Here is a 21177-nt window from a genome sequence, read left to right as displayed (position 1 = left end):
GCGGTGGGACGGCCGGTCGGGCGGTACCACGGCGACGGCACCGGACCGCCGGGTCGGAACCGGTCGCGGGGTGCGACAGCGCTCAGCGGCGGCGGTTGCGGGCCCGGGAGGAACGCAGCCGACGTAGCCGCCCGATCAGCACCGGTTCGGCGGCGATGGCGGCCGGGTTGTCGAGCAGCGCGTTGAGCAGCTGGTAGTAGCGGGTGGCCGAGAGGCCGAAGGTGTCCCGGATGGCCTGTTCCTTGGCGCCGGCGTGCCGCCACCACTGCCGCTCGAAGGCGAGGATGCGCCCTTCCCGCTCGGTCAGGCCGCTCTCCGGGCGGGCGTCCGCCGGGACGCCGGTGTCGAAATCGGCGGGCCCTGCGTCGGTGTCGGTGTCGGTGTCGAGGTCGCCGGGCGGTACGCCGGTGTCGAGGTCGGCGGCGCCGGTGGCACGGGGCGGTGCCACGGCGAGTTCCGGTTCCGCCGCCGAGCGGGGCTGCGGGACGGTCGGGGCCGCGGCGACCGGGCCGCCGCGCGGGTGGGGGACGACGCCTGCGGCGTCGGGCGCGTCGGCGGCGACCGCCTCGCCCGTCGCGACCGGCTCGCCGGACCGTCCCGTCGCGGGCGGCTCGGTGGCGGCCGGGGCGGCGTCGGCGGGCTGCATGGCGCTCCTCGTGGGGCTGGTCCTGCTCCGGGCGGATCGGTCTCCCGGGGCGGCACGCGGGCGGCACACGGCGACAGCCGACCGGTGGGGAACACCAGCCTAACCAGGGCGGACCCGGTTCGCATCGGACGACCCGGCGGTGCGACCGGGGCCGGGGAGAGCCACGGTCGCACCGCCTGACGGTCAGGAGATGTCGCGCCGGCGCATCGCCCAGAGGGCCGCGCCGAGGATCACCACGAACCCGACCGTCATCATCACCGAGGACTGCTGCCAGGTGATGTCCAGAGTGTCCGGTTTGCATTCGCCGTAGTAGGTGGCCTGGCAGGTGTTCCAGTCCTCCAGGGTCACCTTCTTCTGCATCCACGCCACGGCGTAGGTCGGCAGCAGCCAGGCCTCGGCGAAGCGCACGCCGGCCATCGCCAGCAGGATGCCGAGACCGAACTGGCCGACGACCATCAGGGCGATCACCCCGCCCAGGGCCATCGCGGTGTGCCGCCCCAGCGAGGCGAGCGCGAAGCCGATGGTCGCGGTGACCAGTGCGAGCACCAGCCCACGCAGCCCGGTCAGGGCGAATGACTGCCACGCCCCGGAGGTCATCTTCGCCGTGCTGCCACGGAACGTGGCGACCAGCCAGAAGCTGCCGAACCACAGCACCGTCGTGGGCACCGCCAGGGCGACCAGCCCGGTGAGCAGCGCCGCCAGCTTCGTCAGCAGTACGGTCAGCCGCTTCGGCCGCCACAGCAGCAGGTTCATCATGCCGCCGGTGTTCCACTCGGCCCCGACGAACGAGGCCCCCACGACGAACCCGACCAGCGCGAGGATCGCCGCGAGCGGCAGCAGCGTGTCGCCGAAGTTCTCCCGGAAGTCGAAGGTCGACGGCAGGAACCACTGCGTCTCGATCGCCTCCCTGGGCGGCGGCTGGATGGACGCACAGTCCTGCGGGAAGTCCTCGGCCTGGGCCGTTCCGGCGGCCTTCGCCTTGTCGCACTCCGCGCGGTACTGCGCGTTGTGGCGGACGTCCCGCTGCCACTGCTGTTCGGCGGCGCGCTCGGCCTTGGCCAGCGCGGCGGCGTCGATCTTCTCGTTGGTGAAGAAGACCCCGATCACCACCATGGCGAGCACCAGCAGGCCCAGCAGGCTCATCCAGCGGGTGAAGCGCCGCTTCGCGAGCCGGCGCAGCTCCGTACGGTAGAGGCTCACGCGCCCCACCCTCCTCCGGCGGCGCCGGGCTGCCCCGCGCCACCGACCTTCGTGGACTGGTCGACCTGCCGGTGCTGGCCGGGTACCGGCGCGGTGGCGGTCAGTTCGAGGAAGACGCTCTCCAGGTCGACGGCGACCGGGGCCAACTCGCTGACGTAGAGGCCCTGCTCGGCGAGGAGCCGGGTCACCGTTGCCGGCTTGTCGACCCCGGCGAGCATCAGGTGGTCGGGCTGACCGGTCACCCGGATGCCCGCGCGGGCCAGCGCCTCGGCGGCGACCGGCAGGTCGGTGACCGCCTCCAGCCGCACCCGGACCGCGGCCGAGGAGTGCTGCGCGAGCACCTGCTCGACCGGCCCGAAGGCGACCCGCCGGCCGAGCGAGATGATGGTGACGGAGTCGCAGATCAGCTGGATCTCGCCGAGGATGTGGCTGGACAGCACCACGGTCATCCCCGACTCGGCGAGGCTGCGCGTCAGGGTGCGCATCTCCCGGATGCCGCCCGGGTCGAGGCCGTTGGCCGGCTCGTCGAGGATCAGCAGCTTCGGGTTCTTCAGCAGGGCCGAGGCGACGGCGAGCCGCTGCTTCATGCCGAGCGAGTAGGTCTTGACCCGCTCGCCGGCCCGGTCGCGCAGCCCGACCAGCTCCAGCACCTCGTCCACGCGCTGCCGGGGCACGTCGCCCGCGCCGGCGAGCAGGGACAGGGTGTCGCGCGCGGTGAAGTGCGGGAAGAACTGCGGGCTCTCCACGATCGCGCCGACCTGACCGGCGACGGCGGGCAGCGCCGCGGGCACCTCGTGGCCGAGGACCGTCATCCGGCCACCGTCGGGCCGGATGAGGCCGAGCAGCGTACGGAGCGTGGTGGTCTTGCCCGACCCGTTCGGGCCGAGGAAGCCGTGCACCTGCCCTTCTTCGACCCGCATGTCGAAACTGTCGAGCGCGTTGCGGGTGCCGCGCCGACGGCTCTTGTACGTCTTGCGGAGACCTTCGATCTCCAGGACAGCTGGCAAGCTGCACCTCCCCCGATGGGCGTATGACACGCGACACCATACGCGGTATGCAGCCGCACGCAATACCCGGTATGCATCCGACGCGCCGACGGATGGGGAAGGTGACTCAGCGTGGCCGGGCTTGCAGGGAGGCGCGCGTACCTCAGGCGCAGACGACCGTGACCCCGGCGGCCCGGAACGCCTCCACCACCTCGGGGTTGGCGCCCGAGTCGGTGACCAGGGTCTCCACCCGGTCCACCGGGCAGATCCGGGCGAAGGCGTGACCGCCCAGCTTGGACGAGTCGGCGATGATCACGACCCGCTTGGCCCGCGCCACCATCAGGTTGTTCATCGCCGCCTCGCCCTCGTGGTGGGCGGCGGCGCCGAGCTGCGGGTCGATGGCGTCCACGCCGAGCAGGGCGACGTCCAGGGTGACCTCGCGCAGCAGCGCCCCGCCCAGGGGGCCGACCAGCTCGAACGACTTCGGGCGGACCACGCCGCCGGCCACCACGACCTTCATCCGCGAGCGGACCAGCAGCTCGTTGGCGATGTTCAGCGCGTTGGTGACCACGGTGAGCTGGGCGCCCTCGGCACTGGTGTTCAGGTCGGGCCGCACGGCCAGGGCCCGGGCCACCTCCGTGCTGGTCGTGCCGCCGTTGAGGCCCACCACGGTGCCCGGCGAGACCAACGCCGCGGCGGCGGCGCCGATCCGCTGCTTCTCCGCCGAGTGCTTGGCGGTCTTGTAGCGCAGCGGCAGGTCGTACGAGACGCCGTTGGCGACCGCGCCGCCCCGGGTCCGGGTGATCATCTGCTGCTGGGCGAGCTGGTCGAAGTCACGCCGGATCGTGGCCTGGGAGACGTCCAGCCGCTCGGCGGCCTCCTCGACGCTGACCCGGCCGTTGTCGGTCAGCATCTCGAGCAGGGCGTTCCATCTGGCGTACCGGTCCACCCCGGCCCTCCCGTTACTGCGCGGTCGGTGATTGATTGCGTGCACAGTAGTGCGCGAAACTACGAGGGCGCAAAACCCTGTCTTGCGCGATGCCGGGGCTGGTTGCCACAGCCAGCCGCTTTCGCGCAGAATAACGCGCGAAAGGCGGCTCTAACGAGCCGTATTGCGCACCGCTCCCCTGCGTAGGAGTTCTCATGTCGTACGTCGACGCCGAGATCGCGAGCCAGCCCGACTGCTGGCGGGAGGCGGCGCGACTCGCCGCCACCGCGACGAGCCACCTCCCCCGCCCCGGGGAGCGGGTCGCCGTCGTGGGCTGCGGCACGTCGTGGTTCATGGCGATGGCGTACGCGGCCCGCCGCGAGCACCTCGGCCAGGGCGAGACCGACGCCTTCCAGGCCTCCGAGTTCCCGACCGGCCGGCGCTACGACCGGCTCGTGGCGATCACCCGCTCCGGCACCACCACCGAGGTCACCGAGCTGATCGCCGCCCTGCGCGGGCGGGTGCCGAGCACCGTCCTGGTCGGCGACCCCGACTCCCCCGCCGTCGCGCTGGCCGACGCGGCGGTCACCATGCCCTTCGCCGACGAGCGGTCGGTGGTGCAGACGCGCTTCGCGACCACCGCGCTGGCCCTGCTCCGCGCCCACCTCGGCGACAACATCGACGCGCTCGCGGCCGACGCCGAGGTGGCCGTACGCGCCCCGCTGCCGATCGACCCGACCCGCATCGAGCAGGCCACCTTCCTCGGTCGCGGCTGGACGGTCGGGCTGGCCCAGGAGGCGGCCCTGAAGTGCCGCGAGGCGGCGACCTTCTGGGCCGAGGCGTACCCGGCGATGGACTACCGGCACGGCCCGATCTCGATCGCCGCCCCGGGCCGGCTGGTCTGGGCGTTCGGCGAGCTGCCCGACGGGCTGCCGGCCGACGTGGCGGCGACGGGCGCGGCGTTCGTGCACAGTCGCACCCACGGCTGCCGCACCGTGCTCGGCAGCTGGGCCGCCGGCCGTACGCCCGTCGACCCGATGGCCGACCTGATCCTGGCGCAACGCTTCGCCGTCGCGCTCGCCACCAGCCGGGGCCTCGACCCCGACGCGCCCCGGCACCTGACCCGCTCCGTGGTCCTCGCGTGAGGTCGGCCGACGTCGTCGTCGCGCTGGACGTCGGCGGCACCGGGATGAAGTGCGCCCTGGTCCGGGGCGACGGCACCGTGCTGCACGCCGAGCGGCACCCCACCGACGCCGGGCGCGGCCCGGACGCCGTGGTGGACACCGTCCTCGGGGTCGCCGAGGGACTCGCCGGCAAGGCCCGCGCCGACGGGCTCGACCCGGTCGCGGTCGGCATCGCGGTGCCCGGGGTGATCGACGAGGCGCGCGGGATCGCCGTCTGGTCGGCCAACGTGGGCTTCCGGGACGTACCGCTGCGGGACCTCGCCCAGGATCGGCTCGGGCTGCCCACGGCGCTCGGCCACGACGTGCGCGCCGGCGGCCTGGCCGAGGCCCGGCTCGGCGCGGGACGCGACGCCGGGCACGTCCTCTTCGTCGCGATCGGCACCGGGATCGCCGCCGCCCACGTGGTCGCCGGCACGGCCGCCTTCGGCGCGCACGGCGCCGCGGGCGAGATCGGCCACATCCTGGTACGCCCCGGCGGGCCGCCCTGCGGCTGCGGTCGACCCGGCTGCCTGGAGGCGGTCGCCTCCGCGTCCGCCATCGGTCGGCGCTACTCGGCGCTGGCGGGGGTCCCGACGAGCGCCGCCGAGGTCGCCGACCGGGCGGCCGCCGGTGAGCCGCTGGCGGCGGACGTGTGGCGGGAGGCCGTCGAGGCGCTCGCCGACGGTCTCGCCACCGGTCAGGCCCTCTACGACGTGGAGACCGTGGTGCTCGGCGGCGGGCTGGCGCGCGCCGGCGCGCGGCTGTTCGACCCGCTCCGGGCCGCGCTGCACGAACGGATGACGTTCCACCGGGAGCCGCGCCTGGTCGCGGCGGCCCTCGGCGACGAGGCCGGCTGCCTCGGCGCCGCCCTGCTCGCCCTCGACAGTATGGAGAAGTGATGGCCAACCGGGTGAACGGCAAGGTGGTGACCCCGACCGGCGTGATCCGGCAGGGCTGCGTGGAGCTGGACGAGGGCCGGATCCGGGCCGTCGCCGAGTACCCGTCCGTGCGCGACGGGCACTGGATCGTGCCCGGCTTCGTCGACATGCACACGCACGGCGGCGGCGGACACACCTTCACCACCGGCGACGGCGGGCAGGCCCGGCAGGCGGCCGACTTCCACCTGCGGCACGGCACCACCACCCTGCTGGCCAGCCTCGTCAGCTCGCCCTTCGCGCTCATGCGCTCGGCCACCGAGGCGTTCGCCCCGCTGGTCGCCGAGGGGGTGCTGGCCGGGATCCACTTCGAGGGCCCGTACCTCTCCTCGGCCCGCTGCGGCGCGCAGAACCCGGAGTACCTGCGCGACCCGTCCACGGACGAGCTGGCCGAGCTGATCGAGCTGGGCGGCGGGGCGGTGCGGATGGTCACCCTCGCCCCGGAACGCGACGGTGCGCTGGAGGCGATCAAGCTGCTCACCGCGCACCAGGTGGTCGCCGCGGTCGGCCACACCGACGCCACGTACGACGAGACCCGCGCCGCCGTCGCGGCGGGCGCGAGCGTCGGCACCCACCTGTTCAACGGGATGCGGCCGGTGCACCACCGCGAGCCCGGCCCGGTGGTGGCCCTGCTGGACGCCCCGACCGTGGTCTGCGAACTGGTCGCCGACGGCGTGCACCTGCACGACGGGATGCTGACCTTCGCCACGTCGACGGCGGGCCCCGAGCGGGCCGCCCTGATCACTGACGCGATGGCCGCGGCCGGCATGGCCGACGGCGAGTACGACCTGGGCGGCCAGGCGGTCACGGTGGCGGACGGCGTGGCCCGGCTGGCCCGCGACGGCGCGATCGCGGGCAGCACCCTGACCATGGACGCCGCGCTGCGGCACGCCGTGGCCGCCGGGATCCCGATCGCGGACGCCGTACGGATGGCCGCCACCACGCCGGCCCGCGCGATCGGCCTCGGCGACCAGCTGGGCGCGCTCCAGGTCGGGCTCCGGGCCGACCTGGTGGTGCTCGACGACGACCTGAACGTGGTCCGGGTGATGCGCGGCGGTTCCTGGGTGGAGTGACACCGGCGCGGGCCGGCCGAGGCCACGCCGGTGGCGGTGGTGGCGGCGGCGGTGGCCGCAGCGGTGGTGGCGGTGGCCCGCCGAGCGACCCGCCCCATGACCACCTCGGCGCTGTCGAGCTGCCCCATCTGTGAGACCACGCTGTCGGAGCGCGTGGCTGGGGTGACGGCCTGCTGAGGGTGCAGGGCTGCGGGGGTGACGGCCTGCCGGGCTGTCCCGGTCGTCCCGCGTACCCCCGGTCGTCGGGTCTGCCCCGTCTGTGAGGGCAGCTCGACAGCGCCTGAGCCACCAAGCCCTCCCGGCCCGAGGGCCCGGCATCGAGCCCATCCGTTCTCGGGCCCGCGTGGGGTCGAACGGGAACGTCAGCCCGCGGTGGGGACCTCGACGCCGAGCACCGCCTGCTCGTCCGGGCGGTGCACCAGCACGTCGGCGAGGAACGACTGCACGGCCGGGGCCATCCCGACGTCCCGGCCGGCCCGCTCGGAGAGCAGCCACTTGTGCTCGATGATCTGCGCGAAGAGCTCCTGCGGCTCCAGCTTGCGGCGCAGGTGCGCGGGCACGGCCCGGACCACCGGCTCGAAGACCTCGGTCAGCCAGCGGTGCGCGGCCTGCTGCTCGTCGGTCAGGTAGCTCTCGGCCCGGTAGGCGTCGAGGTCGTTGAGCAGCCGACGGGCCTGGTTCTCCTCGGCGTCCAGGCCGGTCAGGCGCAGCAGCCGCCGGGTGTGGTAGCCGGCGTCGACCACCTTCGGCCGGATCAGGTACCGGCCGTTGTCGATGGTGGACATGGCCACCTCGGCGACGTCGAAACCCAGCTCGTTGAGGCGGCGGATCCGCCCCTCGATGTCGTGCCGGGCCTCCCGCTCGACCTGCTGCTCGTAGGTGATCTCGTGCCACAGCCGCTCGTAGCGCTGCACGACCTCCTCGCAGACGACCTCCGGATCGATCGACTCGTGCAGCAGCCCGGCGGCCTGGAGGTCGAGCGCCTCGCCGAAGATGTTGACCCGGGCGATCTCCAGGTCCTCGCCGCGCTGGCCGTTGGAGAGCGAGTGGTGCAGCGCCCCGGTCTCGGCGTCCACCAGGTAGGCGGCGAACGCCCCGGCGTCGCGGCGGAACAGGGTGTTCGACAGCGAGCAGTCGCCCCAGAAGAAGCCGGTCAGGTGCATCCGGACGATCAGGGCGGCGAGCGCGTCGAGCAGCCGGCCCATCGTCTCCGGGCGCAGGGTGTGCGAGAAGAGCGCCCGGTAGGGCAGGGAGAACTGGAGGTGCCGGGTGATCAGCACCGACTCGAGGGGTTCCCCGTCGTCCGTCTGCCGGTCGGCGACGATCGCCACCGCCTCGACCGACGGGAAGTCGATCCGCTCCAGGGCGCGGAGCAGGTCGTACTCCCGCTCGGCGATCCGCTCGCGGGTCTCCTTGAACGCGTAGACGTACTCACCCAGCCGGACGAAGCGGACGATGTGCCGGGAGATGCCCTGCGGCAGCGCCACCAGGTGCTGGGCAGGCCACTCCTCCAGCGGTGTCGACCAGGGGAGGTCGAGCAGCGCCGGGTCCACGAGGGCCGAGGTGATCCGCACGGGCACAAGTCTGACGGGTTCCCCCCGCCGAGCGCCTCCCTTCGTGGCTCGGCACACAGCCGTCCCCGGCCCGTCCCGGTCCGGCGCCGACCGGGGCCGGTAGCGTGACGGGGTGCGCGAGACCACGGCGGTACGGGGAAAGGTCCAGCTCCGGCCGGTCCGGCCGGCCGGCTGGTGGTTCGACGCGCTGCTGCTCGCCGCGCTGGTCGGGATGACCGTGGCCCTCGCCAACGAGAGGCTCTTCGGCATCGACCGGGCGGTCGCCGACTGGTCGCAGGCGCACCGGCCGACGGCCGCGCACTGGACGGCGGTGATCCTCAACTACCTCGGTCAGGGCACCCCGTTGACGTTGATCGCCCTGGGGCTCGGGGTGCTGCTCGCGGTGCGGCTGAGATCCGTACGACCGGTGCTGCCGCCGGTGCTCGCCTTCGCGCTCAGCTACCTCACCATCGGCCCGCTCAAGGTGTGGACGGCCCGGCCCGCGCCCAGCGCGAGCAGCAAGGAACCCTTCCTGCCCGCCGAGCAGACCCTGCCGTTGTTCCAGGACGAGTTGCCGCTCAAGTTCGCCCAGTCCTATCCGTCCGGCCACGTCGCGAACGCGATCCTCTGGTATGGCGTCATCGCACTGCTGCTCGCCCCGTTGCTGCGCACGTACGGCCGCACGATGCCGCCCGGGCTGGTCGCCGTGGTGCGGGTCGTACCGCCGCTCGTGGTGCTCTGCACCACCACCTACCTGGGCTTTCACTGGCTGACCGACTCGGTCGCCGGGTTGCTGCTCGGCCTCGTCCTCGACCGGCTGCTGCACCGGGTGCCCTGGGACGAACTACCGTTGCCGGGCGCGCTGCGGGACTGGAACCGTCCGTTCATCTCCGCCCCATAGGGTCCCGCCGTGGATCAACTGGCGCGCCGGCTGGGCGCAGGGGACGCGGTGGTCATCGGCCTGGGCTCGATGCTCGGCGCGGGCGTCTTCGTGGTCTTCGCGCCCGCCGCGGCGGCGGCCGGCGGGGCCGGGCTGCTGGCGGCCCTCGTACTGGCCGGTCTCATCGCCTTTTGCAACGCCACCAGCTCGGCCCGGCTCGCGGCCCGCTACCCGGAGTCCGGCGGCACCTACGTGTACGGGCGGGAGCGGCTCGGCCCCTTCGCCGGGTTCCTGGCCGGCTGGGGCTTCGTGGTCGGCAAGACCGCGAGCTGCGCGGCGATGGCGCTGACCATCGGGGCGTACCTCTGGCCTGGGCAGGCGCGGCTCGTCGCCGTCGGCGCGGTGGCGGCGGTGACCGCCGTGAACCTGCGCGGCGTCGGCAAGACCGCGACCGCGACGAAGGCGCTGGTCGCCGTGGTGCTGGCGGTGCTGGCCCTGGTCGCGGTGGCGGGGGCGGTCGGCGGCGACGTCGCGCTGGACCGGCTCGGCGACCTCGGCGGCGGCGGGCGGGGCGTGCTCACCGCCGCCGGGCTGCTCTTCTTCGCCTTCGCCGGGTACGCCCGGATCGCCACCCTCGGCGAGGAGGTACGCGACCCGGAGCGGACCATCCCCCGGGCGGTCCCGCTGGCCCTCGGCGTGGTGCTGGCGGTCTACCTGGTGCTGGCGGTCGTGACCGTCGGCGTGCTCGGGGCCGACCGGCTGGCCGCATCCGCCGCGCCCCTGGCCGACGTGGTGACGGCCGCCGGGCTACCCGGGCTGGCGTGGCTGGTGCGGGCCGGGGCGACCGTGGCGGTGACCGGGGTGCTGCTCTCCCTGCTCGCCGGGGTGGGGCGCACGGCGCTGGCGATGGCCCGCCGGCGCGACCTGCCGGGGGCGCTGGCCGCCGTCCACCCGGTGCACCGGGTGCCGCACCGGGCCGAGCTGGCCGTGGCCGCCGTGGTGGTGGCGATCGTGCTGCTGGGCGACGTGCGCGACGCGATCGGCTTCTCCAGCTGCACCGTGCTGGTCTACTACGCGATCACCAACGCCGCCGCGCTGACGCTGGGTCGGGACCCGGGCCGGCGGCTGCCGGTTCGGGCGCTGGCCGTGCTGGGGCTGGTCGGCTGCCTGCTGCTCGCGGTCAACCTGCCGCCGGCCAGCGTGCTCGCCGGCGCCGCCGTGCTCGCCGCCGGCGCCCTCTGGTACGCTCTGCGCCCCCGCCGGGCCTGACGCCGCCGCCCCGACCGGCGCGACGGCGGGTCGGGTGCCGACCCGTCATTCCTCCGGCTGTCGGGGCGCGGGCGTGACCGGCTCCTCCGGCGGGGGTGGCACGGCCTCGCGGAGCAGGGCGTTCAGGCCGGCCCGCCGGGCCACCACCGTCAGCCGGTCACCCGCGACGATCACCAGGCGCGCGTCGGGCGCCCAGTCGGGGCGCTGGCCGGCCCGGGCGTGCGCCAGCAGGCGTACGCTCTCGGCCCGCCCGACGGCGGCGAGCGGCCGGCCGTCCAGCGCCGATCCGGCGGCGACGCTGACCTCGGTGACCAGCAGCGCGTGCCGACCGACCGGGATGGTGGCGATCACCGCGCGGTCCAGCAGCGCGGCGGCGAACGACGGCGCCGCGAGGTAGGACACGCTGCGCGAGACGCCGATGCCGAACGCCTGCTGGATGCGTTCGGCGAAGTGGCCGTCGAAGAGCCGCAGCACCACCTGGAGTTCCGGGTTGACGGCCCGGCCGATGAGCGCCGCCTGGAGGTTGGTCTCGTCGTCGGTGGAGACCACCACCAGCGCCTGGCAGCCGCCCACGGACGCCGACTGGAGGGTCTCCTCCAGCGCGGCGTCGCCCACGATCAGCGGTACGCCGAGCCGCCGGGCGAGCGCGCCACCGCGCGGCTCGGCCAGCTTGTCGATCGCCACCACCTCGACGCCGAAGTCGCAGAGCTGGGCCATCACGCGGGTGCCGACGTTGCCCAGCCCGACCACCACCACGTGCCCGGAGCGCTCCGGCTGGATGCGTCCGGAGTGCAGGGCCAGCCGGGCGTTGACGATGCCGTCGACCACCACGGCGGTGATCAGCGGGATCAGCGCCAGCCCGGCCAGGTTGAGCACCACCTGCATGACCTGCTCGGCGGCCGACTTGTCCGGGTTGGGGTCCTGCCCGGTCAGCGTGGTGACCAGCGTGAGGTAGAGCGAGTCGGCCCAGTCCTCGTGCGCGGCGTAGCCGTTGAGCCAGCCGAGCACCCCGATCACCGCCAGCAGCACGATCACGGCCACGCCGATCTTGCGGGTGGCGAAGCTGCGTACGGCGCGCAGCAGCACGGTCAGCGGCCGGCGCCGCCGCCGGGCGCGCCTCAGCCGGCGGGCGGCCAGCTCCGTACCGGGCGGCGTCCCGGTCGCCTCGGCGATCACCAGGTCGGCCACGCCCTCGTCGGCCGGCAGCAGCCGGACCTGCTGTGGGTCGCGGGTGTCGGCCACCCCGCAGACCACGTCGGTCGGGCGTACGTCGTCGCGGCGGGCCACGTAGAGGGTGCGCCCGCCGTGCCGGAAGTGGGTGGGGGCGACCTCGCCCAGGGCCGCGGCCACGAAGGCGGGGGCGGCCATGGAGGCGTCGGAGAGCACCGCCGAGTCGGGGAAGATCTGCCGCACCCCGTTGGCCAGGCTGGTGTTGAACATCCGCACCACCAGGCGCAGCCCGGGCTCGACCTCCTGCGCGCAGAGCGCGGCATGCATGTTGCCGACGTCGTCCTGGTGCAGCAGGGCCAGCCCGTCGGCGCCGGCCAGCCCGGCCCGGCGGAAGGTGACCTCGTCCAGCCGGTCGGCGCGGACGACCTCGACGCCCTGGAGGTCGCGCCCGTCGGGCTCGTCGGAGCTGGGTCGTTCGGGCACGACCAGGGTGATCCGGACGCGGCCGGCCTGGAACTCGGTGGCGAGCAGCGCGCGCACCACCCAGTAGGCGAGGGCGTCGCGGCCACAGATCACGTAGTGCGCCCGCGCGTCCCCGTTGACCCGGAGCCGCCGACCGGCACGGCGCGCACGATCCAGCAGGGGCTCCGCCATGTGCCGCATCGTAGTCAGCCGGTCGCGCCGCGCGCAGCCCCGTGATCATGAACGCTGGTCGCGTCGGCATGTCCCATCCGGGGACGGGTAGAGCACCGGCATGCAGACGTTCCTGCCGTACCCGGACTTCCTGGCCAGCGCCCGGACGCTGGACCAGAAGCGGCTGGGCAAGCAGCGGGTGGAGACCATCCAGGTGCTGCGGGGGCTGACCTGGCCCACGTACGGCTGGCGCAACCACCCGGCGGTCAAGATGTGGGCCGGGTACGAGGAGGCCCTCACCCGGTACGGGCTGGACGTCTGCGCGGTCTGGTGCGAGCCCGGGCGGGCCGACACCTGCGCGAACACGATGACCGCCGACCTCGCCGCCGCCTGCGGCCTGACCCGGGTGCGCACCCAGGCCGAGCTGGCCGGGGCCGGCGAGCTGCCGCCCTGGCTGGGCCGCGACGACCTGCACCTGAGCCACCGCTCGTCGCTGCTGCGCAAGGACCCCGGGCACTACGGCCCGATCTTCGGCGACGACGTCCCGACCGACCTCGAGTACGTCTGGCCCGCCTCGGACCGGCAGCGGCGCTGCCTGCCGCCGACGTGAGTCGGGGCGCGTGAGGCGCCTGCGGTCGGGAAACGTTCCTGCTGACGGGTCGCCGGGCAGACTGGAGACCCATCCGGCGGGAAGGTGCACATGGCGCTGTCGAAGGTGGTCGGTCGGCTCATCGGCGTACGCGAACACGAGGTGGACCCGGGCGGTGGCGGCGCCCCCCGCGTGCCGGGCCGGGTCGAGGCGGTGGTGGTCGGCGGCGGGATCGCCGGCATGTCGGCGGCGGTGGTGCTGGCCGAGTGCGGGGTGGCGGTGACCGTGCTGGAGGCCGCGCCGACGCTCGGCGGCCGGCTCGGAGCCTGGCCGGAGACGCTCGCCGACGGCACCCGGCAGATGAACGAGCACGGCTTCCACGCGTTCTTCCGGCAGTACTACAACTGGCGGTCGATCCTGCGCCGCGTCGACCCGGAACTGGGCTTCCTCAAGCCGATCCCGGGCTACCCGATCCTGAGCGAGCGGTGGCCGACCGAGGAGTTCGGCAGGCTGCCGCCCGCCCCGCCGGCGAACCTGCTGGCGCTGCTGCTGCGCAGCCCGAGCCTGCGCCTGGGGGACCTGCGCGGGATGGACCGGGACGCGGCGCTGCCGCTGCTCACCTACGACCCGGGGCGCACCTACGCCGAGTTCGACGACAGCACCGCCGACGCGCTGCTCACCTCGCTGCGGCTGCCGGACCGGGCCCGGGCGATGCTCTTCGAGGTCTTCTCCCACTCGTTCTTCAACCACGAGGCGGAGATGTCGGCGGCGGAGATGATCGCCCAGTTCCACTTCTACCTGCTCGGCAACCCGGAGGGGCTGGCCTTCGACTGCCCGGACGAGGACTACGCGACGGCGATCTGGGAGCCGCTGACGCGGCACGTGGAGAAGCACGGCGGCCGGGTGGTGACGGGCGCCGCCGCCACCGCCCTGACCCGCGAGGGCGCCGGCTGGCGGGTGGCGACCGCGGACGGCACGTCGTACCCGGCCGGGCACGTGGTGCTCGCCGTCGACCCGCCCGCCCTGGCCGCGCTGGTCGCGGCCTCGCCCGGCCTGGCCGACCACGCGCCCCGGCTGGCGGCGCGGATGCCCGCGTTCGGCCGGCCCGGCCCGCCGTACGCGGTGGCGCGCTACTGGTGCGACGGGGACGTCTCCGCCGACCGGGCGGTCTTCAGCGGGGTGTCCCGGCAGCCCACCCTGGACTCGGTGACCCTCTACCACCGGCTGGAGAACGAGTCCCGCCGCTGGGCCGAGCGCACCGGCGGCTCGGTCGTGGAGCTGCACGCGTACGCCTGCGACGCGGGCGTGCCCGCCGAGGAGCTGGCCGAACGGATGCGGACCGAGCTGACCGCGCTCTGGCCGGAGGCGGCCCGGCTGCGGGTACGCGAGCTGCGCGCCCGGGTGGAGGCGCAGGCGCCCGCCTTCACGCCCGGCAGTCACGCCTGGCGGCCGGGGGTACGCACCGACGCCGACGGGCTCTACCTGGCCGGCGACGGCATCCGGACGGACTTCCCGAGCGCGCTGATGGAGCGCTCGGCGGCCACCGGGATCGTCGCGGCCAACCACGTCCTGCGGGCCGAGGGCGGCGCGGCCGAGCCGGTGCGCTCGATCCGGCCCCGGGGCCTGCTCGCCGGCCGGAGATGACCAAAAGGGGCAAATCGGCCGCTCGGCTGGCCTAGGCTGACCGTCTGGGATGAGCCGGGAGGTCAGCGGGATGTCGCCGCGCACGGACGACGACCCGCTCGTCGCCGACGTGGCGCGGGACGACGCGTACCCGCTGATCCGGGACGAGCGGGCCTGCGTGGTGACCGCCCTGCGGCTCGGCTGGTGGATGGCCGACGCCTACCACCACGCGCAGACCGCCGAGCCGCGCGACCGTGGGGCCGACCGGCCGGCGGGCGCACCGGCGAAGCTGTCCAACCTGACCGAGATGCCGGGGCCGCGACGCCTCCAGATGTACCTGGACGGCGTGGACGTCGCCGTCGCCCGCATCGCCGAGCTGACCCGGCGCGTCGGCCCCGCGCCCACCACCGCCGACGCGCGGGGCCGGGTGGCCGACGGCTCCGGCGACGCCCTGCTGCTCGCCCTCGACGACCTCAACGTGGAGCTGCTGCGCTGGACGATGGCCACCGACCAGCGGGTGGGGCTGGCGTACCGGCTGGGGCGCTCGCTGGCCGACACCGTCCGCTACGGCGAGGCCGTCCGGCACGGCGACGCGGGACAGGTGGCGCACCGCTTCGGCGGCCGGCAGTTCGAGATCGGCCGGTGGCTGGGCGAGCTGGCCAGCGTGCTGCCCCCGTACTCGGCCGCGGTGGTCCGCCGGTCCCTGTCGGCGTGGGCGTCGGCCGTCACCAGGGCGGGCGTGGGCGACCCGACCGAGGCGGGGCTGCCCGAGCTGGCCCGCGAGCTGCGCAACCAGGGCGAGCTGTGGCAGAGCGTGCTCACCGGCGGGCTGCACCCGAGGGACCTGCTGGACGAGGAGGACTACGCGATCGTCGCCCGGAACCTGATCGTCCGGGACCGGAAGCTGGTGGCACAGGCCGTCCGGGGGATCTTCTGGCCGGTGCTCGTACCGCTGCTCGCCGTGCTGTTCGCCGTCGTGGGGGTGAGCGCGCTGGCCGCCGCCGGGTCGCCGGTGACCCGGGCCGCCGTGGCCCTGCTCGGGCTCGGCGCCGGGCTGGCCGCGATCTGGCGTACGGTCTCCGGGCCGGCGCTCGCGGTCGCCGCCGAGGTCAACCGGCCGCTGCTGGAGAGCGAGCTGACCGCCCGGATGGCCGTACGCGTCGACCGGCCCCTGGCCGCCGCGCGGGCCGCCGGCCGGGCCCGCCGCCAGCGCCGCCCCGACGAGCCGGCGCCTCGATCGAAATCCGTTGCCCCTCTCTCCCCCGCCGACCTACCGTGATCGCGCAAGGTCAACCACCGCCGCGGGAGCTGGTCATGTCGATGTCGCACGTCACCTGTGTGCCGTCGTCGCTGCCCACGCGTCCGGCGTCGTCGGCGAGCGGCGGCGGTCACCGCGCCGAACACCCCGGGGGCGGCCGGCCCGACTGACGCGTGCCCGCACGACGTCGAGCCGCCCGTCCGCGATCGGACCGGGCGGCTCTTTCGTCCTCCGGTCCGCCCAGCTCGTCACCGCCACGAAGGGAGACACCGGTGGACGCCGTCCTCGTCGTCAACGCCGACCTCGGCCCGCTGCACCGGGTCACCGTCCAGCACGCGATCCGGATGCTCTGCCGGCGGGTCGCCGAGATCCACGAGGCCGAGCCCGACCGGGTGATCGGGGTGTTCCCGGTCCCCCGGGTCGTGCGCCTGGTCCGCTACGTGGTGACCCGGTGGCGGTTCAGCACCGGCCCGGCCTGGTCGCGCGCCGGCGTGCTGCGCCGCGACGGGCGCTGCTGCGCGTACTGCGGGGGGCCGGCCGGCACCATCGACCACGTCCTGCCCCGCTCGCGCGGTGGCCGGAACACCTGGCGGAACACGACCGCCGCCTGCTACGGCTGCAACCAGCGCAAGGGCGACCGGACGCCGACCGAGGCGGGCATGCCGCTGCGGCGCGAGCCGGTGGTGCCGACCTGGGCGTCGCTGGCCGGGCGGTGACGGACCGGCCGGCGGGAACGGGGGGCCGCGTCGGGGGTACGACCCTCGGCGCGGCACCCGCCGGCCCCTGTCCCGCCCCTGGAGCGGTGGACGGGGTCAGTGCCGGGCGGGTGGTGTCCAGCCGAAGCGGGGCGGGCGGCGCTCGTGGAAGGCCGCGACACCCTCGCGGGCCTCGCCGCTGGCCCGGACCTGCCCGTGCCACCACGCGATCCGGTCCTCGTCCGCCCGCCCGTCGACGATCTCCTTGGCGGCGGCGACGCTGAGCTGGGAGCGGGCGACCACGGCGGCGGTCAGCTCGTCCACCCGGGCGGCGAGCCGGTCGCCCGGCAGCACCTCGTCGACCAGGCCCACCCGCAGCGCCCGCCCGGCGTCGATCAGCTCGGCGGTGAAGAGCAGGTGCTTGGCCGCGGCCGGGCCGACCAGCCGGGCCAGCCGGCGGGTGGTCGGCGCGGGATACACCAGACCCAGCCGCGCCGGCGGTACGCCGAACCGCGCGTCGGCGGTGGCGACCCGCAGGTCGCAGGCGACGGCGAGCTGACAGCCGCCGCCCACGCACGCGCCCCGGACGGCGGCGACGGTCGGCTTGGCGAAGGCGGCGAGCCGCTCCTCGGCGGCCACGGCGATGCTGGCGTCGCCGGCGTCCAGCAGCTCGTCCAGGTCGCCCAGGTCCGCGCCGGCGCAGAAGGTGTCCCCCGCGCCCGTGAGCACCAGCGCCCGCACAGCCGGGTCGGCCTCCAGCCCGTCGAGCAGCGCCGGCAGGCGCCGCCACATCGCGGCGGTCATCGCGTTGCGCCGGGCCGGGTTGCGGATCACCACCGTCGCCACCGGCCCGGTCACCTCGACGAGGAGTTCCGCGTCCGCCACCGTCACCACCCCTTCGACGTCCGTCCGGCCGCCGGGAGCGGCGACGCGTCGGTGCGGCGACCATAACGGCGCGGGCCCGGCGACCATCCTGGCGGGGTGGTCGCCGGGCCCGGCGATGACGCGGCTACGTCAGGAGACGTTGAGGGCGGTGTCGTCCACGACGAACGACGTCTGGAGCGACGCGTCCTCGACGCCGGTGAACTTCAGGGTCACGGTCTGCCCCTTGTACGCGGCCAGCGAGAACGACTTCTGGCTGTACCCGGCGGCCTTGTTCAGGTTCGAGTACGTGGCGAGGGTCGCCAGCACCGTCCCGGAGGAGTTGAGCACCTGCACCCGCAGCGTGTCGTACGCGGTGCTGGCGGTCGTCTCCGCCGAGTCGACGTGCAGCCAGAAGCTGAAGTTGTACGACGTGCACCCGGCCGGCAGGCTCACCGACTGGGCGAGCGTGTCGGTGCGGCTGCGGCCGTACCCGTTCAGCCACGCGCTCCACGTGCCGGTGCGGGCCGGCTGCGCGGTGCCGTGCTGGCCGATGACGCCCGAGGTCTGCGTCCAGGTGGTGACCCCGGACTCGAAGCCGGCGTTGCCGAGCTTCTGGCCCGGGCTGGTGCAGCCGCCACCGGTGCCGTTGACGGTCAGCGTGTAGGTGGCGCTACGGGTGACCGAGCCGGCACCGTTCACGGTCACCGTGTAGGTGCCCGGTGCCGTGGCGGCGGTGGTGGCGATGGTGAGGGTCGAGGAGCCGCCCGAGGTCACCGTGGCCGGGCTGAACGAGGCGGTCGCCCCGCTCGGCAGGCCGGCGGCGGACAGCGTCACGGTCTGCGCCGAGCCGCTGGTGGTGGCGGTCGCCACGGTGGTGGAGACCGAGCCGCCCGGGTTCACCGCGCCGGAGGTCGGCGAGAGCGAGACCGAGAAGTCGTTGCCGGTCGAGCACGGCGCGTCGTTGCCGGCCACGTTCACCGCGGTCCAGGCCGCCTGGACGGTCCGGTACTCGGTGGAGCAGCTGCCGTACAGGTCGGTGGCGGCGCGCAGGGTGTACGCCCGGGCGGTGTTCGCCGGGTTGCTGGTGTTGACGTACGAGGTGTTGGAGGTGAAGTACGCGTCCAGCGCCCGCCACCAGATCTTCTCGGCCTTGACGCGGCCGATGCCGGTCACCGCCGGGGCGGAGCCGCAGATCGGCGAGGTGCCGTACGGGGTGGCCCCGGTGCCCTCGGCGAGGTTGAAGAAGAAGTGGTTGGCCACGCCGGACGAGTAGTGCACGTCCTTGTTCCTGGTGGAGGTGGACCAGCAGCTGTCGCCGGAGCCGTCCAGGGCCGGGTTGTACATGTAGCGCAGCGGCGTACCGTCGCCGTTGATGTTGATCTTCTCGCCGACCTGGTAGTCGCCCGGGTCGGCGGGGCTGTTGGCGTAGAACTCGACCATGTTGCCGAAGATGTCGCTGGTGGCCTCGTTGAGGCCGCCGGACTCGCCGGAGTAGGTCAGGCCGCCGGGCACCACGTTCTCGGTGACGCCGTGGCTCATCTCATGGGCGGCCACGTCGATGGAGACCAGCGGCCGGGAGTTGCCGCTGCCGTCGCCGTACGTCATCCGGGAGCCGTCCCAGAAGGCGTTGACGTAGTTGTTGCCGTAGTGCACCCGGCTGGGCACGCCCCGGCCGTCGCCGAAGATGCCGTTGCGCCCGTGCACGTTCTTGAAGTAGTCGTACGTCTTGGCGGCGCCGTAGTGCGCGTCCACGGCGGCGGACTGCCGGTTGGAGGTGGCGCCGGTGCCCCAGGTGTTGTCGGCGTCGGTGATCGTGGTGCAGGTCGACGTGCCGTTGTTCATGTCGCACGTGGAGCCGTTGCCGCGCAGCGGGTCGATCATCTGGTACGTGCTGCCGGAGAGCGTGGTGTCCACGGTGACGGTGCCCGAGTAGACGCTGTTGCCCGTGCCGGCGACGGCCTCGATCTCGTCGTACGAGCCGATGACCTTGCCGGTGGTGGCGTCGGTGACGACGTGGAACCGCGACGGGGTCTGCCCGTCCGGGTGCCAGCCGGTGACGACGGTCTCCCAGGCCAGCCGGCCCTTGCCGGAGCTGGCGTCGACGAAGAGCTCCGGGGTGCCCACGGCGGTGAGCGTGCCGGAGAACTCGGCGCGGGCGGCCTTCTTCGCCGCCGCGGCGGGGACCCTGGCCGTGGTGGGCAGGGTCAGCGGGGCGTCCAGACCGACCGAGGAGCCGGCGTAGCCACCGTTCGGGGTCGTGTGGATGACGAAGTCACCGCCGTACACCCGCAGGCCCTGGTAGGTCCGGGTGTAGCGGGTGTGCGCGGCGCCGTTGGGGTCCACCTTGGTGCTGTGCACCTGGTAGGCCTCGGCGCCGGTGCCCTGGACGGCACCGGGGTTGGTGCGCAGGACGCTCGCCGCGGCGGCGGCGGGCCCGCCCGGGGCGGGGGCGGTGGGGGGTGCCGCGAGCGCCGGGGTGGCGACGCCGGTCAGCAGGCCGCTGGTGAGCAGGGCCGTACCGACGGCGGCAAGGGGTCTTTTCACGTGCCCTCCTGAACGGGGGTATGCGTGACAGGGGTAGTCACGCATGTAGATATAACGATGTGACGACCCAAAAGAGAAGGGGTGATCCGAATTCCGTCCGGGACATTGACCGTTCGGTGGAACCGGAGCCGGTGGGAACCGCGCCGCCGCGCCGCGCGTCCGAGCGGCATGAGATCAGCTTCGATGGCCGGCGTCAAGGTCGCGCTGGTGGCGGCGGTCCTGTCCGGCTGCACGACGACCGCGCCGCCGGACCGGGCCGCGCCTTCCGCGACCGACCGCCCGGCATCCGGCACGACGGCCCCACCGCCCGCCGAGCCGACGCCCGCGCCGGCGCGCGTCGTGCTGACCCGTTCGGGCGGGATCGCCGGGCGCGGCGACACGGTGACCGTGGAGCCCGACGGGCGGTGGAGCGTCGTCGACCGCGCCGGGTCGCGGCGTACCGGCCGGCTCTCCGGCGCGGACCTGGACCGGCTGCGCCGGCTCGTCGCCGACCCCGCGCTCGCCGCCGAGGCGGGCCGCCCGTCGGCTCCGACGGCCTGCCGGGACGCCTTCAGCTACCGGCTCACCGTCGGGACGGTGGAGACCGGGTACGTGGACTGCCCGACCGACGGCGGCCCGCCGGCGACGGCCCGCGCGGTGGTGGAACTGCTGGTCGGGGCCACCGGCTGAGCGCCGCACCGCCGTTGCTCCCGTTCCACGAGCCGTTGGAGCCGGGCGGCGGGCGACCCGGCGCACAATTGCAACGCAACGTCGCGTTGCGTTAACGTCGGCGCATGACCACCACCGCGCTCACCCCGCACGCCGACCCGGCGGGCCCGGTCACCGGCAACCCCGCCGCCCCGGGTCGCCCACCGGCGCTGCCCGCCGGCGCCGCCGCGCTCGTCGGGCAGGTGCGCGGCACCGGGCCCGCGTTCAGCGCCACGTCGCCGCTGACCGGCGCCCGGACGGTGGACGTGGCGTCGAGCACCCCCGTCGACGTCGACGGCGCCTTCGCCGACGCGCGGGCCGCCCAGCGCCCCTGGGCCGGCCTGCCCGTCGCCCGCCGGGCCGCCGTCCTGCTCCGGCTGCACGACCTGGTGCTCGACCGGCAGGCCGAGGGGCTCGACCTGGTCCAGTCGGAGGCCGGCAAGGCCCGCCGGCACGCGGTCGAGGAGGTCCTCGACGTCGC

General features: G+C 74.7%; 18 protein-coding genes and 1 pseudogene. 11 read left to right on the top strand and 8 right to left on the bottom strand.

What is annotated here, in order from left to right:
* Window positions 1-82: 82 nt before the first annotated feature.
* The 4 genes from GA0070610_RS00095 to GA0070610_RS00080 form a co-directional block, all read right to left on the bottom strand.
* Complete coding sequence (locus GA0070610_RS00095) at window positions 83-646, bottom strand: DUF3263 domain-containing protein (protein ID WP_088998120.1); 564 nt, start codon at window positions 644-646, stop codon at window positions 83-85.
* Between the two features lie 183 nt (window positions 647-829).
* On the bottom strand, window positions 830-1846 hold the full coding sequence (locus GA0070610_RS00090; RefSeq protein ID WP_089003175.1) for an ABC transporter permease subunit: 1017 nt from the start codon (window positions 1844-1846) through the stop codon (window positions 830-832).
* Window positions 1843-2766, bottom strand: coding sequence for an ATP-binding cassette domain-containing protein (locus GA0070610_RS00085; protein WP_172896626.1), 924 nt, complete (start codon window positions 2764-2766; stop codon window positions 1843-1845). The genes GA0070610_RS00090 and GA0070610_RS00085 overlap by 4 nt, the downstream gene beginning before the upstream one ends.
* 229 nt (window positions 2767-2995) lie before the next feature.
* The gene (locus GA0070610_RS00080) at window positions 2996-3781 is read right to left on the bottom strand and encodes a DeoR/GlpR family DNA-binding transcription regulator (protein ID WP_088998118.1); all 786 of its coding nucleotides are present in this window, start codon (window positions 3779-3781) and stop codon (window positions 2996-2998) included.
* Window positions 3782-3975: 194 nt separating this feature from the next.
* Here GA0070610_RS00080 and GA0070610_RS00075 point away from each other — a divergent pair, with 194 nt between their 5' ends.
* Genes GA0070610_RS00075 through nagA form a run of 3 tightly spaced genes read left to right on the top strand, consistent with a single transcriptional unit; the run spans window position 3976 to window position 6931 of the window.
* A complete protein-coding gene (locus tag GA0070610_RS00075; protein WP_088998117.1) occupies window positions 3976-4905 on the top strand; it encodes an SIS domain-containing protein in 930 nt (309 codons plus the stop codon).
* Window positions 4902-5822, top strand: coding sequence for an ROK family protein (locus GA0070610_RS00070; RefSeq protein ID WP_088998116.1), 921 nt, complete (start codon window positions 4902-4904; stop codon window positions 5820-5822). Before GA0070610_RS00075 ends, GA0070610_RS00070 begins: the two co-directional genes overlap by 4 nt.
* Window positions 5822-6931, top strand: a complete 1110-nt coding sequence (gene nagA, locus GA0070610_RS00065) for an N-acetylglucosamine-6-phosphate deacetylase (protein WP_088998115.1) — start codon at window positions 5822-5824, stop codon at window positions 6929-6931. The genes GA0070610_RS00070 and nagA overlap by 1 nt, the downstream gene beginning before the upstream one ends.
* A gap of 362 nt (window positions 6932-7293) precedes the next feature.
* Here nagA and GA0070610_RS00060 read toward each other — a convergent pair whose 3' ends face one another.
* Entirely contained in the window at window positions 7294-8505 is a 1212-nt protein-coding gene (locus tag GA0070610_RS00060; protein WP_089003174.1) for a DUF4032 domain-containing protein, read from the bottom strand.
* 112 nt (window positions 8506-8617) lie between these two features.
* On the opposite strand from GA0070610_RS00060, the gene GA0070610_RS00055 reads away from it, so the two are divergent.
* Together GA0070610_RS00055 and GA0070610_RS00050 are read left to right on the top strand one after the other, a co-directional pair.
* Window positions 8618-9385, top strand: coding sequence for a phosphatase PAP2 family protein (locus GA0070610_RS00055; protein ID WP_088998114.1), 768 nt, complete (start codon window positions 8618-8620; stop codon window positions 9383-9385).
* 9 nt (window positions 9386-9394) lie between these two features.
* Complete coding sequence (locus GA0070610_RS00050; protein ID WP_088998113.1) at window positions 9395-10633, top strand: APC family permease; 1239 nt, start codon at window positions 9395-9397, stop codon at window positions 10631-10633.
* Between the two features lie 45 nt (window positions 10634-10678).
* On the opposite strand, the gene GA0070610_RS00045 is transcribed toward GA0070610_RS00050, so the two are convergent.
* Window positions 10679-12457: a potassium channel protein gene (locus GA0070610_RS00045; RefSeq protein WP_392567279.1), complete on the bottom strand. Its 1779-nt coding sequence runs from the start codon at window positions 12455-12457 to the stop codon at window positions 10679-10681.
* A gap of 100 nt (window positions 12458-12557) precedes the next feature.
* Between GA0070610_RS00045 and GA0070610_RS00040 the strand changes: the two genes are divergently transcribed.
* From GA0070610_RS00040 to GA0070610_RS00025, 4 genes are all read left to right on the top strand, one after another.
* Window positions 12558-13046, top strand: a complete 489-nt coding sequence (locus GA0070610_RS00040) for an MSMEG_6728 family protein (RefSeq protein WP_088998111.1) — start codon at window positions 12558-12560, stop codon at window positions 13044-13046.
* 90 nt (window positions 13047-13136) lie between these two features.
* Window positions 13137-14669, top strand: a complete 1533-nt coding sequence (locus GA0070610_RS00035; protein ID WP_088998110.1) for an FAD-dependent oxidoreductase — start codon at window positions 13137-13139, stop codon at window positions 14667-14669.
* A gap of 70 nt (window positions 14670-14739) precedes the next feature.
* Complete coding sequence (locus tag GA0070610_RS00030; RefSeq protein ID WP_089003173.1) at window positions 14740-15927, top strand: hypothetical protein; 1188 nt, start codon at window positions 14740-14742, stop codon at window positions 15925-15927.
* A gap of 251 nt (window positions 15928-16178) precedes the next feature.
* The gene (locus tag GA0070610_RS00025) at window positions 16179-16622 is read left to right on the top strand and encodes an HNH endonuclease (RefSeq protein WP_088998109.1); all 444 of its coding nucleotides are present in this window, start codon (window positions 16179-16181) and stop codon (window positions 16620-16622) included.
* A gap of 96 nt (window positions 16623-16718) precedes the next feature.
* On the opposite strand, the gene GA0070610_RS00020 is transcribed toward GA0070610_RS00025, so the two are convergent.
* Together GA0070610_RS00020 and GA0070610_RS00015 are read right to left on the bottom strand one after the other, a co-directional pair.
* Window positions 16719-17492: an enoyl-CoA hydratase/isomerase family protein gene (locus GA0070610_RS00020; RefSeq protein WP_089003172.1), complete on the bottom strand. Its 774-nt coding sequence runs from the start codon at window positions 17490-17492 to the stop codon at window positions 16719-16721.
* A gap of 123 nt (window positions 17493-17615) precedes the next feature.
* Window positions 17616-20009 (bottom strand): M4 family metallopeptidase, encoded by a 2394-nt coding sequence (locus GA0070610_RS00015; protein ID WP_088998108.1) that lies wholly within the window; start codon window positions 20007-20009, stop codon window positions 17616-17618.
* A 183-nt stretch (window positions 20010-20192) separates the two neighbouring features.
* Here GA0070610_RS00015 and GA0070610_RS00010 point away from each other — a divergent pair, with 183 nt between their 5' ends.
* Together GA0070610_RS00010 and GA0070610_RS00005 are read left to right on the top strand one after the other, a co-directional pair.
* Complete coding sequence (locus GA0070610_RS00010; protein ID WP_088998107.1) at window positions 20193-20678, top strand: protealysin inhibitor emfourin; 486 nt, start codon at window positions 20193-20195, stop codon at window positions 20676-20678.
* A gap of 104 nt (window positions 20679-20782) precedes the next feature.
* Window positions 20783-21109 (top strand): annotated as a pseudogene (locus tag GA0070610_RS00005) (aldehyde dehydrogenase family protein); the annotation flags it as partial.
* Between the last annotated feature and the right edge of the window lie 68 nt (window positions 21110-21177).

The organism is Micromonospora echinofusca (assembly GCF_900091445.1).
Taxonomy (GTDB): Bacteria; Actinomycetota; Actinomycetes; order Mycobacteriales; family Micromonosporaceae; genus Micromonospora; species Micromonospora echinofusca.
The sequence above is the reverse complement of the archived record's forward strand: the minus strand, read 5'-3'. Positions and strand labels throughout refer to the sequence as shown.